Source organism: Acinetobacter sp. 22323, from assembly GCF_052044895.1.
GTDB lineage: Bacteria > Pseudomonadota > Gammaproteobacteria > Pseudomonadales > Moraxellaceae > Acinetobacter > Acinetobacter schindleri.
The window spans coordinates 57,070-72,175 of record NZ_JBQEOL010000007.1; the positions used below are offsets into that span (position 1 = coordinate 57,070).

The 15,106-nt window shown below is 44.0% G+C and carries 14 protein-coding genes and 1 riboswitch; of the genes, 6 read left to right on the top strand and 8 right to left on the bottom strand.

The genetic code is table 11. The features are described 5' to 3' along the window. Positions 1 to 10: 10 nt before the first annotated feature. Complete coding sequence (gene ftsW / locus ACTJIX_RS06300; protein WP_004810120.1) at positions 11 to 1,207, top strand: putative lipid II flippase FtsW; 1,197 nt, start codon at positions 11 to 13, stop codon at positions 1,205 to 1,207. Here the strand turns inward: ftsW and ACTJIX_RS06305 are convergent. The 7 genes from ACTJIX_RS06305 to ACTJIX_RS06335 all read right to left on the bottom strand — a co-directional run bounded on the left by ACTJIX_RS06305 (position 1,196) and on the right by ACTJIX_RS06335 (position 7,956). Further along, a complete protein-coding gene (locus ACTJIX_RS06305) occupies positions 1,196 to 1,456 on the bottom strand; it encodes a zinc ribbon domain-containing protein (RefSeq protein WP_004810118.1) in 261 nt (86 codons plus the stop codon). The genes ftsW and ACTJIX_RS06305 overlap by 12 nt on opposite strands. 49 nt (positions 1,457 to 1,505) lie before the next feature. After that, a complete protein-coding gene (gene gluQRS, locus ACTJIX_RS06310; RefSeq protein WP_004810116.1) occupies positions 1,506 to 2,453 on the bottom strand; it encodes a tRNA glutamyl-Q(34) synthetase GluQRS in 948 nt (315 codons plus the stop codon). A 2-nt stretch (positions 2,454 to 2,455) separates the two neighbouring features. Beyond that, entirely contained in the window at positions 2,456 to 2,983 is a 528-nt protein-coding gene (dksA, locus tag ACTJIX_RS06315; RefSeq protein ID WP_004810113.1) for an RNA polymerase-binding protein DksA, read from the bottom strand. A gap of 210 nt (positions 2,984 to 3,193) precedes the next feature. Continuing rightward, the gene (gene cpdA, locus ACTJIX_RS06320; protein ID WP_314296102.1) at positions 3,194 to 4,006 is read right to left on the bottom strand and encodes a 3',5'-cyclic-AMP phosphodiesterase; all 813 of its coding nucleotides are present in this window, start codon (positions 4,004 to 4,006) and stop codon (positions 3,194 to 3,196) included. Between the two features lie 5 nt (positions 4,007 to 4,011). Next, the gene (locus ACTJIX_RS06325; protein WP_004896367.1) at positions 4,012 to 4,635 is read right to left on the bottom strand and encodes an NUDIX domain-containing protein; all 624 of its coding nucleotides are present in this window, start codon (positions 4,633 to 4,635) and stop codon (positions 4,012 to 4,014) included. Between the two features lie 75 nt (positions 4,636 to 4,710). Then, positions 4,711 to 6,606, bottom strand: a complete 1,896-nt coding sequence (gene thiC / locus ACTJIX_RS06330; RefSeq protein WP_004896364.1) for a phosphomethylpyrimidine synthase ThiC — start codon at positions 6,604 to 6,606, stop codon at positions 4,711 to 4,713. Positions 6,607 to 6,692: 86 nt separating this feature from the next. Continuing rightward, positions 6,693 to 6,823, bottom strand: a riboswitch (TPP riboswitch). Between the two features lie 92 nt (positions 6,824 to 6,915). Continuing rightward, on the bottom strand, positions 6,916 to 7,956 hold the full coding sequence (locus ACTJIX_RS06335) for a hypothetical protein (protein WP_004896362.1): 1,041 nt from the start codon (positions 7,954 to 7,956) through the stop codon (positions 6,916 to 6,918). A gap of 292 nt (positions 7,957 to 8,248) precedes the next feature. On the opposite strand from ACTJIX_RS06335, the gene ACTJIX_RS06340 reads away from it, so the two are divergent. From ACTJIX_RS06340 to ACTJIX_RS06355, 4 genes are all read left to right on the top strand, one after another. Then, the gene (locus ACTJIX_RS06340) at positions 8,249 to 9,592 is read left to right on the top strand and encodes a TolC family outer membrane protein (protein WP_004896359.1); all 1,344 of its coding nucleotides are present in this window, start codon (positions 8,249 to 8,251) and stop codon (positions 9,590 to 9,592) included. 483 nt (positions 9,593 to 10,075) lie between these two features. Next, positions 10,076 to 10,525 (top strand): glycosyltransferase, encoded by a 450-nt coding sequence (locus ACTJIX_RS06345; RefSeq protein WP_004896357.1) that lies wholly within the window; start codon positions 10,076 to 10,078, stop codon positions 10,523 to 10,525. 2 nt (positions 10,526 to 10,527) lie between these two features. Further along, positions 10,528 to 11,412 carry a glycosyltransferase family 2 protein gene (locus ACTJIX_RS06350; protein ID WP_005223503.1) on the top strand — a complete coding sequence of 295 codons (885 nt, stop codon included), beginning with the start codon at positions 10,528 to 10,530 and terminating at the stop codon, positions 11,410 to 11,412. A 1-nt stretch (position 11,413) separates the two neighbouring features. Continuing rightward, complete coding sequence (locus ACTJIX_RS06355) at positions 11,414 to 12,370, top strand: hypothetical protein (protein ID WP_228127700.1); 957 nt, start codon at positions 11,414 to 11,416, stop codon at positions 12,368 to 12,370. 87 nt (positions 12,371 to 12,457) lie between these two features. On the opposite strand, the gene ACTJIX_RS06360 is transcribed toward ACTJIX_RS06355, so the two are convergent. Continuing rightward, entirely contained in the window at positions 12,458 to 14,260 is a 1,803-nt protein-coding gene (locus ACTJIX_RS06360) for an ABC transporter ATP-binding protein (protein ID WP_005223500.1), read from the bottom strand. A 150-nt stretch (positions 14,261 to 14,410) separates the two neighbouring features. On the opposite strand from ACTJIX_RS06360, the gene ACTJIX_RS06365 reads away from it, so the two are divergent. Beyond that, positions 14,411 to 15,034 carry an alpha-ketoglutarate-dependent dioxygenase AlkB family protein gene (locus tag ACTJIX_RS06365; RefSeq protein WP_004896351.1) on the top strand — a complete coding sequence of 208 codons (624 nt, stop codon included), beginning with the start codon at positions 14,411 to 14,413 and terminating at the stop codon, positions 15,032 to 15,034. The last annotated feature ends 72 nt before the right edge of the window (positions 15,035 to 15,106 follow it).

Genomic DNA, 15,106 nt, shown 5'->3' on the forward strand with positions numbered 1-15,106 from the left:
GATTCGTGATATGGCTGAGTTTGCTCAGACTGCGATCAATAAAATTACTCAAATCTACGAGCAGTGGCTACCTAAGTTACCCGCTGAAGTTAATCCACGTAATGTGCTGATTTTCTGTGTATTGGCTTTGCTGTGTATTGGTTCAATCATGGTGGCATCCGCTTCGATGCCGTATGCAGAACGAATTAATGGCAATGCCTTTCACTACATTACCCGACATGCCATCTCGATCGGGGCTGGGGCAGCAGTCGCCTATGCTACTTATAAGATTCCTTTAAATCGCTGGTTTAACAGTACTTTCTTTTTATGGTTTGTGACCATTCTGCTGCTATTGGCAGTATTGCTGGTCGGTACTGAAGTCAATGGTTCCAAGCGCTGGATTCGTCTTGCTGGCTTTACCTTACAGGCTTCCGAAGTAGCGAAGGTAATGATGGCAATCTTCACCGCAGACTACGTAGTACGTCGTGCTGAAGAGGTACGTAACAAGATTTCCGGTTTGGGACGCTTAAGTATCATCATGGGGGCAACCATCCTGTTGGTCATGCTTGAGCCGGACTTGGGGGCAACTGTAGTCATCACGCTAACCATGCTTGGAGTGTTCTTCCTGGCGGGTGCGCCGTGGAACCAGTTTGGTCTGGCTTTCGGCGTCATTATTGGTGCGTTGATCGCTGCGATTGCTTTTGAGCCATATCGTCTGCAGCGTTTCCTGTCCTTCTCGAATCCTTGGGAAGATCCGCTGGGTACGGGTTATCAGCTATCCAATGCGCTCATGGCTTTTGGTCGTGGAGAATGGACGGGTGTCGGTTTGGGACACAGTATTCAGAAAATGTCTTACCTACCTGAAGCGCATACCGATTTTATGCTGGCAATTCTGGGTGAGGAATTCGGTTTTCTGGGCATTGCGATCGTTCTGATTCTGTCTTTCAGCATGATTGTCTGCTGTATTCGCATTGGTCATCGTGCCCTGAAAAACCATTACCTGCGTGCTGGCTATCTAGCATATGGCATCAGTATTATTTTCCTGTTACAGGTTTTGGTGAATGCAGGCATGAACATGGGCATGCTGCCAACCAAGGGTTTGACCCTGCCATTTATCAGTTATGGTGGTTCTTCGCTGATTATGTGTGCCATGATGATCAGCCTGATTCTCAAGATTGATGCCACGACTCGTGAAAGTAATCCAAGCCGTGAGGAATCAAGCTTCTAGATTAGACTGACGGTTCGAGTCAGGCTGGGCATGGTCGAGAACTGTGCTTGGCATGACCGTACCGCAGTGATTACAGCGCACAAAAGCATCCTTGGCTTTCGACAGAGGAATCAAGGGAATAAAGAATAAGGAAAAATAATTACGCTGCTGTCTCAGTTCGTAACCGGCTCGGGTTCGGCACACTGGACACAAGAACTGACTTTTCTCAATGATTTTGGTTTTCGGTCCAACACCAAAAATAAAAAACATAGACTAACTTCCACCTGAATTTTTCTTTAGCTTAAGCCAAAACAGCCCTTTATAAATAGTAGCCTTGTAGCTCAGTTGTGTGTGGAATCCGTTCGATATTCCATTGTGCCACTGCCTGTTTCAGCATTTTTTCCGGAGTATCCAGTTCAACTTCAGCTTGGTGTAAAGCCCGGATGGCCTTTTTCAATAACTCAGGTGCTTGAGTCAGATCGAGCGCCTGCGCCAGATTCTGTTTAGAGAGTTTCTGACCCTGATCATTCATTGCGAGTGGCAGGTGCATATACTGCAGACGAGGGTAGCCGAGCAATTGGCCTAGATAAATCTGACGTTCGGTATTATCCAGCAGGTCCGCGCCACGTACCACATGAGTTATACCTTGCAGGTAATCATCCACTACGACTGCCAGCTGATAGTTAATGATGCCATCACGGCGCTTCAGGACAAAATCTCCCAGATCATGCTTAAGATTAGAGCAATGATGACCTTGCAACGGATCATCAAAACAGATTTCGACATCTTCAACTTTTAAGCGAATCGCCTGATGTCCGAAAGCTAAGCCTAAATCACGACAGGTATCCTGATAGATATGATTGGAACCGAGCATCTTGCGCGTACATTGGCAGGCATAAACTAGACCCTGCTGACGTAGCTGTTCAATCACAGCATCATAAATGTCCAGGCGGTCTTTCTGAAAAATGATTGCGGCATCGGGATCGAAACCAAAGACATCCATGGCACGAAGAATATGATCTTCACTACCGGGATAAATGCGGGGAATGTCGGTATCTTCAATACGAACCAGCCATTGACCCTGATGGGCACGGGCATCGCAGTAGCTGGCGACTGCAGTAATGAGGGAACCAAAATGTAAAGGGCCGGTTGGCGATGGCGCGAACCGACCTGAGTAGCGAGTTAGCGAAACATCGTTTCGCCGCTGCGCATGAGGAGCATGCTCCGCAAGGGAGCTGTGCTCGGCTGAGGAATTCTCAACAGTCACGATTAACCGTTATTTTGCTTCTCTTTGATTTCAGCAAGGGTCTTACAGTCAATACACAAAGTCGCAGTTGGACGAGCTTCTAAACGACGCAGACCGATTTCGATACCACAAGTTTCACAGAAACCGTAGTCATCATTTTTGATTGCTTCGATAGACTGTTCGATTTTGCGGATCAGTTTACGTTCACGATCACGGGTACGTAGTTCAATCGCAAATTCTTCTTCTTGTGTTGCACGGTCGTTTACATCTGGAAGTGCCGTATTTTCGTCTTGCATGGTATTCAGCGTACGGTCAACTTCAGTCATCAACTCAGCTTTCCAAGCCAGCAGAATCTGGCGGAAGTGCTCAAGCTGACCTTCAGACATGTATTCTTCATTTTTTTTCGGTTGATAAGGTTCGATACCAAATAAGCTAGCAGTAGAACCACCTTCAGTCGTTTTTGGCTTAGATTTGCGCACACGTTTTGTAGCTTTTTCATCTACCACATCAGTTTGTTCATCTAAGACTTGATTTTGGTTGTCATTCGCCATTTAGGGCATTCCTCATCATATGCGTAGGTAACTACGCAAAAAATATGGTGATATGCAAATTTTTATCCACCCCGAAGAAGGATTATCCTCCTATGGGGGTCGTCATCATATAGACTTTTTATGCGTTTTGATAGTCTTTGATGGCGGGATTGTAGATATCACGTTTCCTTTAAGAGCAATAAAGTAAAGCAAAAAAAACAAATTGAAAAGTTAATAACCTGAAATTTCAGTATTAATTTTAGCTTGCTTTAAAACTACCCTTTGAATGTAAGTCTGGTACTCACCATTGTCTTTTAATTGTAATACGCGATAGCCGGGCTGTGCCTGGTCTAAGGCAAAATTTTCGCTCAAGGGTTTGAACTGTACACTGGTTGAAGGGGTGGACAGATAGCGCACGCCCTGCCATTCATTTTCAGAATCCTGATGCACATGTCCAAATAGCACCATTTTGACATTGGTATGTCGTGCAATCACATCTTTCAATGCTTCCGAATTTTTCAGCCGATGCTGGTCAATCCAGTGTGATTGCATCGCAAAAGGATGATGATGACAGGCCACGATCACATACTGCTTGCTATGTTCAAGCAATAACTGTTCCAGCTGATCCAGCTGTTTTTGTTCTACCCAGCCATCGACCCGGCCTTTTACAGCACTGTTGAGCAGAATTAAAGTCCAGCACCCAAAGCTAATCGCATGCGCTTCATCACTATTTTTATAAAAAGGGAAAATAGCGAGATAATCATCATGATTACCTGGAATCTGATAATGCGGCACATTCCACGCCCGCATAAATTGTATGTAACGTTGATAGGTAGATTCTGCTGCAACCTGGGCCAGATCTCCGGTATGTACCACCGCATCAATATGCGGAAAACGCTGCTGAATGTCGTGTACGACCTCTAAAAAGCTCTGCTCCGGATTCATGCGGGCAAATTCAAGCTCAGGCTGGTCCATCAGATGCGTGTCTGAAATCTGGATGAGCGTCCAGACTTTTTCAGATGCAGGAGTAGAGGTCTGTGTCATCTGATCTACTCCTTTGGATAGGCTGTTGAGATATGTTGCTGTAACCACTGTAATGCCATAATGACGGGCGCATTTTTGAGGCGGTTATAACGGAATAATTCTGGAAGGTGGGCATAATCAAAAATATGCAGCTGGATATTTTCCCCTTCATCCGGCATGCCATGTACACCGCCATGTTCAGGTAGTTCTGCCTGAGCCACATAAAGGTGGAACAGTTCAGAGCAGGCACCCGCTGAAGGATAGAAACTATACAGATGTTGCAGCTCCTGGATTTCACAGCCAGATTCTTCCAGTGCTTCACGACGGATGCAGTGCTCTGGAGATTCATCACCATCTAAAACCCCGGCGATAATTTCCAGCTGCCATGGGGAATCGGTATCATCCAGTGCACCAATACGGAACTGCTCGATCAAGGCAAATTTTTGTTGTTGGTCATTATAAATCAGCACCCCAGCTGCAGGACGCCGCGCAATCAGTTCACGCTGAATCGGAGGAATATATTCCTTGCTCTCAAAAAGACGATGACTCAGCTGCACTTTTTCGACTTTCACGAATCCTTGATACAGATATTCGCGCTGTTGCAGGTCGACATCATTATAGTTATAGGACGCTTGCTGAATAATCTTCATAAATCAGAAAAGGATGAAAATATTTATTTCATCCTATCTGAGTTTTTAGCAAAAACAACTGATTTTCAGTGGGAATTAGACTTTATGATATAAATTTCGACCACTTTCAATGAAGCTGGTTTTCATGCTGTTAAGACCTGCTTCAACCTCTGGATCGAGCTCTGCTGCCTGCTGTGCATTTTTCTGATTATTCGCATAATCCCGCACATTCTGGGTGATCTTCATCGAACAGAATTTCGGACCGCACATCGAACAGAAATGCGCTGACTTATGTGCCTCTTTCGGCATGGTCTCATCATGCATGCTGCGCGCCGTATCCGGATCCAGACTCAGGTTAAACTGATCTTCCCAACGGAACTCAAAACGGGCTTTGGACAGGGCATTGTCACGTGCCTGTGCACCCGGATGGCCTTTGGCCAGATCCGCTGCATGTGCGGCAATCTTGTAGGTGATGATACCGTCTTTCACATCCTTTTTATTTGGCAGACCCAAATGTTCTTTTGGCGTCACATAACACAGCATCGCGGTGCCATACCAGCCGATCATCGCGGCACCAATGGCGGAAGTAATATGGTCGTATCCCGGAGCGATATCGGTGGTCAGTGGTCCCAATGTATAGAAAGGCGCTTCTTTGCAGACTTCCAGTTGCAGATCCATATTTTCCTTGATCATATGCATTGGCACATGGCCTGGACCTTCAATCATCACCTGTACATCATGCTCCCAGGCACGATGGGTCAGTTCACCTAAAGTACGTAACTCAGAGAATTGTGCTTCATCATTGGCATCCTGAATACAACCCGGACGCAGGCCATCTCCCAGACTGAACGAGACGTCATAGGCTTTCATGATTTCGCAGATCTCATCGAAATGGGTATACAGGAAGTTTTCCTGATGATGGGCCAGACACCATTGCGCCATGATTGAACCACCACGGGATACAATCCCGGTTAGACGGTTCGCAGTTAGTGGGACATAATGTAATAACACGCCAGCATGAATCGTAAAGTAATCCACGCCCTGTTCGGCTTGCTCAATCAGGGTATCTTTAAAGATTTCCCAGGTCAGGTCTTCGGCTACACCATTCACTTTTTCCAGCGCTTGATAAATTGGCACAGTACCGATTGGCACAGGGGAGTTACGGATAATCCATTCGCGGGTTTCATGAATATTCTGACCTGTAGACAAATCCATAATCGTGTCAGCACCCCAGCGGGTCGCCCAGGTCATTTTTGAAACTTCTTCTTCAATGGATGAACCCAGTGCCGAGTTACCGATGTTGGCATTAATCTTGACCAGGAAATTACGCCCGATGATCATCGGTTCGCATTCAGGGTGGTTGATATTGGCTGGAATAATGGCACGACCCGCTGCAACTTCCTGACGCACAAATTCAGGCGTGATTTCAGTCAGGTTTTTCGCACCAAAGTTCTGTCCGGCATGCTGGCGCATATCGACACCTTCACGCTGGCGCAGATTTTCACGAATGGCGATGTATTCCATTTCCGGTGTAATAATGCCTTGCTTGGCATAGTGCATCTGGCTGACATTGTGACCGCGTTTGGCACGACGGGGTTTTTGAATATGCGCAAAGCGGATATTGGCAGTACGGATATCGCGTAGGCGCTGGCGACCAAATTCGGAACTTAAGTCTTCTAGTACTTCGCTATCACCACGCTGTTCAATCCAGCTTTCGCGTACATGCGGCAGACCTTTGTTCAGGTCAATCGTGATTGCAGGATCGGTATAAGCACCAGACGTGTCATACACCATTAAAGGTAGATTTTTTTCACCGCCTAAACCTGTGGGAGTATCTGTCAGTGAGATTTCACGCATTGGCACCTGAATATCAGGGCGTGAACCTTGAATATAGACTTTGCGGGAAGCTGGTAAAATACGGGTGAGATCTCGAGCTTCCTGCTCATGATGAGCATCGGTTGCGGGAGTGGAGAGATTCGTTAATTGGTTCATGGCAATGATCCTTAGAATGACATCAACGAATCAAGCACGACCAAAAACGCAGGCGGATCTATCTTATAGATAGAAAGAGGGCTTTAAGTTTTTAGAGGCTTGATTCCTACGCAGGTCTTAACCTGATCAGGTTCAACGGTACTCACCATCAAATTGCACTCTAAAAGGCTATTTTGGTGATCTCAGCGAGTGATTACTCGCGCTCCGTCAAGCTCAGGCGATCATATAATAGTTAGGGAATAAAAAGTAGACGTGATTCGCTACTTTCTAGCAGAAATATGCAGTAAAGATTTCAGGGAAACAGGGTTGTTATAAACAGATGGCGTCCCTGAAACAGTCTTTTTTATAGTCTTGGGCTGGCATCTGAATTCCGGAATAATGGGCAATCTGTTCCCAGGCTGAACGGTTCTGATATTCGCTGTCAAGCACCTGTTTGCGCTGCTCTTCATTCATATCCAGAAATTCTAGAAAGCGTTGTGCCTTGGAAGTGATACCACCTTCATTTCCTTTAGACAGACCGATAATGGTTTCCAGATGGCTGTGATCAACGGCATAACGATCCCGGTAATCCTGGGAAATTGGCGCACTATTCATGCCATGAAACAGGAAGTAGCTGTATTGCTGTAGCAGATATTCAGCATCCTTTTGGTAAGGGCTTTGCGGAAAACGCTTGAGATAATCCTCCCAATCCAGAATACGCGCAGCAATTTCAGCAGGTTCAATCATTAAGCGTTGTTGCGTGAATACCGGTTCAAGATTCTGCTGAGACAAGGTTTCAATAAAAGCACGTTCTGCTGCCGGGAGATAAGGTGCAAAGATACGAGCCAAATATTCAGGACTACGACGATAAGTCAGTTGCTGTTCCCCTTGCTCCACCACTTCGACATATGCTTGTCCCTTATGTTTAAGCAGGTACTGGTCACGGGCAGTCAGTTCAACAAAATGACTTTGCTGAATGGTCGGATGTTGAGCCATTTCCAGCGCATATTGTTCAAATGCACGTTGCTGGGCTGGTGTTCTTTCAACTTTCAGGAAACGGCTATACATGGCATTGGCATGACGCATCAGGTTTTTTTGCTGTTTATGCTCTAACAGTGGCAGACACACTTTAAGATTCTGATTGATCTGCTCAAGTGCAAAAGTTGTGCGCTGGTCATCAATTTCAGCCATCTGTTTTTCAATATTCTGGCACATCAGGCTAAAATCTTGAGTTGCAGTATTTTTCTTGACACTAGTTTCAGCAGGCTCAATTTCGACCTGCGGCTGTTTGGGCTGCTGACAGGCAAGCATCAGCAACAGCAGCAGGGCAAGGCAGCTGGCAACTAAAATTGAGGAAAAACGTGTAGACACTATAACTCTATGCTCTGATACAAATAATGAATAACAGCGGGGAATGCACCTATTGTATACATCTTGTGCCAACAGACTGTTTAGTATTGTGAAGCTGTTTGTTAAGCTGTTGTCATCGACTCAAAAATGTGAATCAATATAGGATAAATTCACTTATTTGAATTAAAAAATTAATAAAAATCATACGTAAGTTTAGGAATAGACAAGTAATATTTGTATCACTTTAAGATTCAAGCATTTGGCTATATTTTGTTATGTATGACGATGCAGCAGTTAGGGATTCACATTATAAATGAAGATAAAATTCATCCTTAGTGCCAGCCTATTGTGTTCAAGTTCTGCCGTATGGGCACTGGACTTGGTTGAGGCGTATGAGCGTGCCAAACAAAATGATCCAAACTGGCAGGCCAATGTACTGCAATATGAAGCCGACCAGCTGAATCTTGGAATTGCCAGCGGCAATTTACTTCCAACTGTAAGCCTGTCGGGAAATGTGACCCGAAAAAACCAGTCGACTGATAATTCTGGAACACAAGGCTTGCCTGCGGAATTTGGGGAATTACAGGGTTCAAGTACAACCACCCGACAGATTGCTGTGACTGCGCGTCAACCTTTGTTTCGCTGGGATGCCTGGCAGGGATACAAGCAGGTCAAAACCTCAGTAGAACTGAGTGAAGTCAATTTGCGTCTGCAGAAGCAGCAGCATATTTTGCAGGTAGCGGAAGCTTATTTTAATGTATTACGTCAGCAATCCCTGACCGGTGCTTATTTGCAGGAAGAGCAGGCGCTGGCTGAACAGTTGCGCATGATGAATGCCAAACTCAAAGAAGGTCTGGTCGCACGCAGTGATGTCAGCGAAGCCAATGCCCAATATCAGAGTGCCCAAGCTAACCGAATCGCTACCCAAGTACAGTTGGTGTTGGCACAGGAGCAACTGGCGCAGTTAATTGGTCCTTATCAGGACAATCTGGCGGTCCTACGCAATGATTTCCAGTTCCAGAAACCATTACCAGCCAATATCCAGTCCTGGACCGAACTGGCACAAACTCAGAACCTGGAAATTCTACAGGCTCGTCTGCAAAAGCGTTATTCCGAAGATGCCAAACGTGTTGAAGAAGCAGCACGCTATCCGCAAGTTGAAGCAGTGGCAACTTATGGTTATCTGAAACAGACGCCAGAAACCGTTTTATCTTCCAATGGAGACTTTGATCAGGTCGGAGTAGAGGTAAACTGGAATCTGTTTAGCGGTGGCCGTACCAGTAAGAATATCCAAAAAGCAGGGGTGCTGGTGCAGCGTAGCGATGCCCAGCTGGATGCTGCGATGCGTAAAGCTAATACCGATGTGAAGCAGTCTTATCTACAGGTGGAAACAGATGAAGCCAAGCTGAATGCCCGCAAGGCGGCAATGGAATCAGCAGAAATTGTTTCCCAAGCATCCCGAGCACAATATCAGGAAGGGCTGAAAGCTATGGTCGATGTGCTGCTGGCACAGCGTAATGCTTTTTCTGCCAAAACTGATTATCTGAATGCTAAGTATGATTACCTGATTCATGTGCTGCAGTTGCAGGCCTCAGTAGGGCAGCTCAATGAACGGCAGCTAGCGGAAATGAATGCCTGGCTAGTAGAATATAACTAAAATCTAGCAAGCTCTTTTGAATAGATTGCCACCCTACTTTCATTATTGCAGTGCTTTAGGACAGGGGGGATTTCTCTCTAATACGGTTCGATGCAGCGTTAATTTTCTAGGTAAATAAAGCTATAAAGACACGCCGATTTATAGTAAATTTTTATTATAAATTAACAAAAATGAAATCCTAATTATTTGTTTAAGATAGTGAATCATTTAAATGTTAATAATTTTTAAGCAATAAACTAATGCAAAAGTTACAAAAAATATATTTTTTAATAAAAAAATAATACAAAAAAGCGTACAATTGTGCGAAATGTGATCCAATCTCCCTTGAAAGTGTGAAGTAGTTCTTGAATTCCCGCAGGCATATTTAATGCAACAGATATTTATATAAGAAAATATCCGCATTTCTTCTGATCACATAATTAATTCTATTTAGGATGGTTTAGGCATCCTATTAAGCAAATTCACGTATTGAAGAAAAAATCTATGATCATAGATGAAAATAAAAAAGCAGGGTCTGGGCTTTACTTTACTGTACAGCTTAAGTTCGTTGTAGCATTTATTGGTGCCTGCTTCTGGGCAGGATTTTCAATATGGATCGCTCAAGATTGGATAGATGATCTGAGTAACTATATTGGTCAATTTGCGGCTATTTTTTTCGTATATGGTATAGCTATTATTCCTGGTTTTATGAATTCATTTGCAGCTTTTAGTCTGTTGATGGATCGAAGACCGAAGCGAGAACCTTTACCCGTTTATCCTGGGATTACAATGCTGGTTGCTGCCTATAATGAAGCTGCCTCAATTAAAGATACGCTGGTCAGTATTGCTCTGCAAAAATATCCAGGACCATTACAAGTAATCGTTATCAATGATGGCTCCCAAGATAATACAGCAGATATTGTTCGACAGGCTGAAGCCAATATCCTTGGCTAGCCTTGCTGGATTTAAAGAAAAATGCAGGTAAAGCCAATGCATTAAATCAAGGTTTAAAAATTGCTGAGCATGATCTTATCATTACTGTTGATGCTGACTCTTACTTACATAAAGTGGCATTAATTAATATTGTTGAGCGCTACAAGTTAGATCCCCCTAATACACGTGCTGTGGCTGGCAAGATTCTGGTGCGTAATTCTCGTGAGAATATGCTTACCAAGGTGCAGGAATGGGATTATTTTCTGGGCATCGCTGCTACTAAACGTTTGCAATCTTTATATCAAGGAACCCTGGTTGCTCAAGGTGCTTTTTCTATTTATGACCGTGATGCATTAATTGAGGTGGGAGGATGGCCTGAATGTGTAGGTGAGGATATTGTGCTGACCTGGGCTTTATTAAAAGCAGGCTATCGTGTTGGGCATTGTGAGGACGCCTGTTTATTTACCAATGCACCCATGACTCTTAAAGTCTTTGTCAAACAACGTCAGCGTTGGGCACGTGGTATGATCGAAGCCTTTATCAAACATCCCGCTATTTTAATTAAACCAAGATTGTCTACATTTTTTATTCATTGGAATTTATTTTTTCCCTGGTTAGATATTGCTTTTACTTTTGGCTTTATCCCGGGGCTCATCTTGGCATGCTTTGGACACTATTGGATCGTTGGGATTATGACTCTTGCACTATTGCCACTGGCATTTCTACTTGGTCTACTTAATTACAAGATTGAGCGGAGCATGTTTAAAGATTTAAATCTCAAAGTAAGAAAAAATTTTGTTGGTTTCTTACTGTATGTGCTGACCTATAGTTTTTTGCTACAACCCGCCAGTATTTTAGGATATCTGGATGAAGTCTTCAGAACAAGAAAAACCTGGGGGACAAAATAAAATGAGAAGTTATAAAATCAGTCTATATGGTGTTGCTTTAATCATTAGTATGACGAGTACCAGTAATTATGCAGATGTATTACAAGAACAGCAAACTGGAAAAGAGCATGCGGCTGGAACTGAATTCTTTTTCAGTGACGATAGCGAAGGTTTCCAGACTCGTAAATTATCAGCAGAATTTTTGCCTCAATATGAAGATGCTGATCATTATTTAGGGGTGCGTGGCAGTGCTTATCAATATAGAGCTGATGACTGGAAACAAGATGGTCAGAAGATCTCATTTATTGGACGTGATATTGAATCTGCTACCGCTAATGGCTGGGTTTTAGAAGCGGGGCTATTCGAGCAAGGTGATCATACTTTATTAGCCTTCGATGGTAGTTATCGTACGCTTCTTGCAGAAAAGACAGCTATTGAAGTTTTTGCTAACCGAGATTGGATTGAAACCCAAGCTGCTTTAGAATATGGAACACATTTTACTTTTGTGGGTGCTGCACTGGATCAAGGTCTGGGAGATCATGTCACCGTAGTAGGAGTAGCGGGTTCACAGCTCTTTTCAGATGATAACCGCCGTGATCATGGACGAGTTAGGCTTATCTATCAGCCTTCACTTGACCTAGGCCTGACATTGCAAGCCCGATATCGCACTTATCGCAGTAGTGAGAAGGATGTAGGGGGTGAGTACTTCAATCCGAAAGATTATCAAGAAAGCATGTTTGCTATTGGCTGGCGTAAACGTATTTCCGGATGGACCACCGGTATTACTGCCGGGCTGGGCCGTGAAAAAATTAATGATGATGCTAGTCAGAACACACGATTATTTGAATTGAACTTACAAAGTCCTGTACGTAGTGAGCAGTTTTTGCGCCTGAATGCTGGATATAACCGCAGTGCTTCTTTCTATGGGCCAGATTATAACTATCGTTATGTTCGAGGTGAGTGGATTTTACGCTTTTAGGCAAATTGAACTGGTTCGCTGAATAGCGGTCTATTAGGCCGCTTTTTTTTAGATCTATGTTTGAGGGAATAGAACTTTTTCAGCTTCTTAACTATGTGTTTCCTCTTCTGAATCCTCCTCAAAGGTCTTGGCAATCTTTTCGATATTGAGGCTCTTTGCCATCGCGTCAAAGATTTGCTTATACACGCCGTCCTGATGATAAAGCTGATCATGCTCGCCATGTTCAGCAATCGCGCCTTCTTTCATCACGTAGGTATAATCCGCATCAATAATCTGCGACAGGCTATGCGAGATAATAATCACGGTACGACCTTGCTTGATCTGATCCAGACTCTGCTTAATCTGTTCAGCAGCAATGGCATCCAGGCTGGCAGTCGGTTCATCCAGAAAAATAATCGGCGGATTTTTCAGGAACATGCGTGCCAAGGCAATGCGCTGCTGCTGTCCACCAGAAAGCTGCAAGGCATCGGAATCATAACCATTGGGCAACTGTAAGATCTGTTCATGAATCGAAGCTTTCTGCGCAGCTTCAATGACATCTTGCATACTGGCACTGGTCTTGCCATAACGGATATTGTCAAAAATCGTACCCTGGAAAATATGATTTTTCTGTAGAACCAAGCCAATATGATCACGTAAATACTGGGTGTCATAATCCTGAAGATCAATACCATCCAAGGTGATCTTGCCTTGCTGTGGTTCATAAAATTTATCCAGTAAACTAATCAAAGTGGATTTACCCGCACCAGATAAACCGACCAGCGCAGTGATCTTGTTAGGGCGGATTTCCATATTGATATCTTTCAGCGCATGGTGTCCATTCGGATAATAGAATTCGACATGGCTCAGCTGAAATTTACCCTGAACAGGTGGCTTCTGCTGTCCACTGGATTCAATTTCATGATCTGCTTCCAGAATATTAAAGAAGCTCTCGGAATAGATCATGGCATCATTAACTTCATCATAAATCCGGTGCAATGAACGGATCGGTGCCGAGACATTATTAAACAGCAGCACGTGATACATGATCATGCCAATACTCATCTGACCAGCAAGCACAAAATAAGCGGTCAGAATAATGATAAGGACGATGCCAATCTGCTCAATAAAGGTTTTCAGACCATCAAACAGAAAACTGGTTTGACGGGTTTTCATCTGATTATCGGTCAGTTCACGCTGTAGGCCGAGCTGCTTTTCGGACTCAATCGACTCACGGTTAAAGGATTTAATTACGGTTATCGAGTTAATAATACTGAGAATGCCCTGACTCTTTTTCTCGCGACCATCTCTTAAACTACGGCGCCAGCCGCCCAGTTTTTGTGCCTGTTTGTAGGTCAGCCAGAAGTAAATTGGTACAATCGCCGTGGCTACCATCCCCACATAAATATTGGCATAGTACATCAGGCCCAAAGCTACAATCGCGCTGGTAAATAGCGGCAGGATATCAATAAAGAAGATCTGCACCAGACGCGTCAGTGAGCCAATGCCACGGTCAATACGGGTTTGCAATTTACCGGCCTGGTTATTGTCCTGATTAAAAAAAGCCAATCGATAGGCCAGAAACTTTTCAATAATGCCTTGTGCCAGATCCTGAGATACAAAAATTCGCAACTTTTCCCCATAGAATTTTTGTCCAAACTGCACAAAAGCATTAATCACTTCTTTCACCAGCAAGATCGATGAAATGGTAATCAGGATATGCCAACCCTCATTCAGTCCTTCACCTGCTTCAAGCAGCTTATTGATACTGTCGACCGCATATTGCAAAGTGATCGCGTTGACCTGAGCGGTAAATGAACCGATCAGGGTCAATATCAGGGTCGCAATCACCAGCAGCCGGTAAGGACGGACAAAGGGACGCAGCTTGTGAAAGAGTTGCCAAAGATCCATGCAGTATTATTTTTATTGTGAAAGTTAAAACAAGTTTATGCCCCTGAATGATCATTCACAAGAAGCTGATTTGTATTGATTTGTGCAATTTTAGTTGTGTGCAGAAAGCGAAAATGACAGGATAAAAGCTCTAAAAAGAATGAAACTGACATGACACTGGATTTGTTTTCACCCCAGCCTCAAACCAATCTTTTGCCCTGTGACGGGGTAGTAGAAGACCATGGTCTGATTTTAAATGGAGAGCAAAGTCAGAAATATCTCGACTATTTTTTGCAGCATCTGGCTTGGGAGCAGGATGAGGTTTTCCTTTTTGGCAAGCACCATGTTACTGCCCGTAAAATTGCCTGGTATGGTGATGCAAATTACCAATACCATTATTCGGGCAGCTTGAAGAAAGCCCATATCTGGCAGCCAGCACTATTGAGATTGAAACAGCATATTGAACAGCAGGTAGGTCATCCCTTTAATTCCTGTCTGGCCAACCTGTATGAACATGGTCAGCAAGGCATGGGCTGGCATAGTGATAATGAAGCCAGCTTGATGTCAAAACGGCATGAAACTGTCATTGCTTCTTTAAGTTTTGGTGCTACCCGCAAAATGCGTTTTAAACATAACTATACTGGGGATCTGGTAGAGTTGCTGCTTCAAAGTGGGCAGCTGATTGTGATGCGTGGGCAAACCCAGCAGTGCTGGAAACATCAGATTAGCAAGACCACGAAAGTCATTACACCAAGGATCAATCTGACCTTTCGCTATTTTTATCCCGAAAATTAGAAATATATAAGGAGCAAGATTACATGCGTATTTATTTAAGATTTCTTGTTTCGCCTACCCATTAAAAAAGCA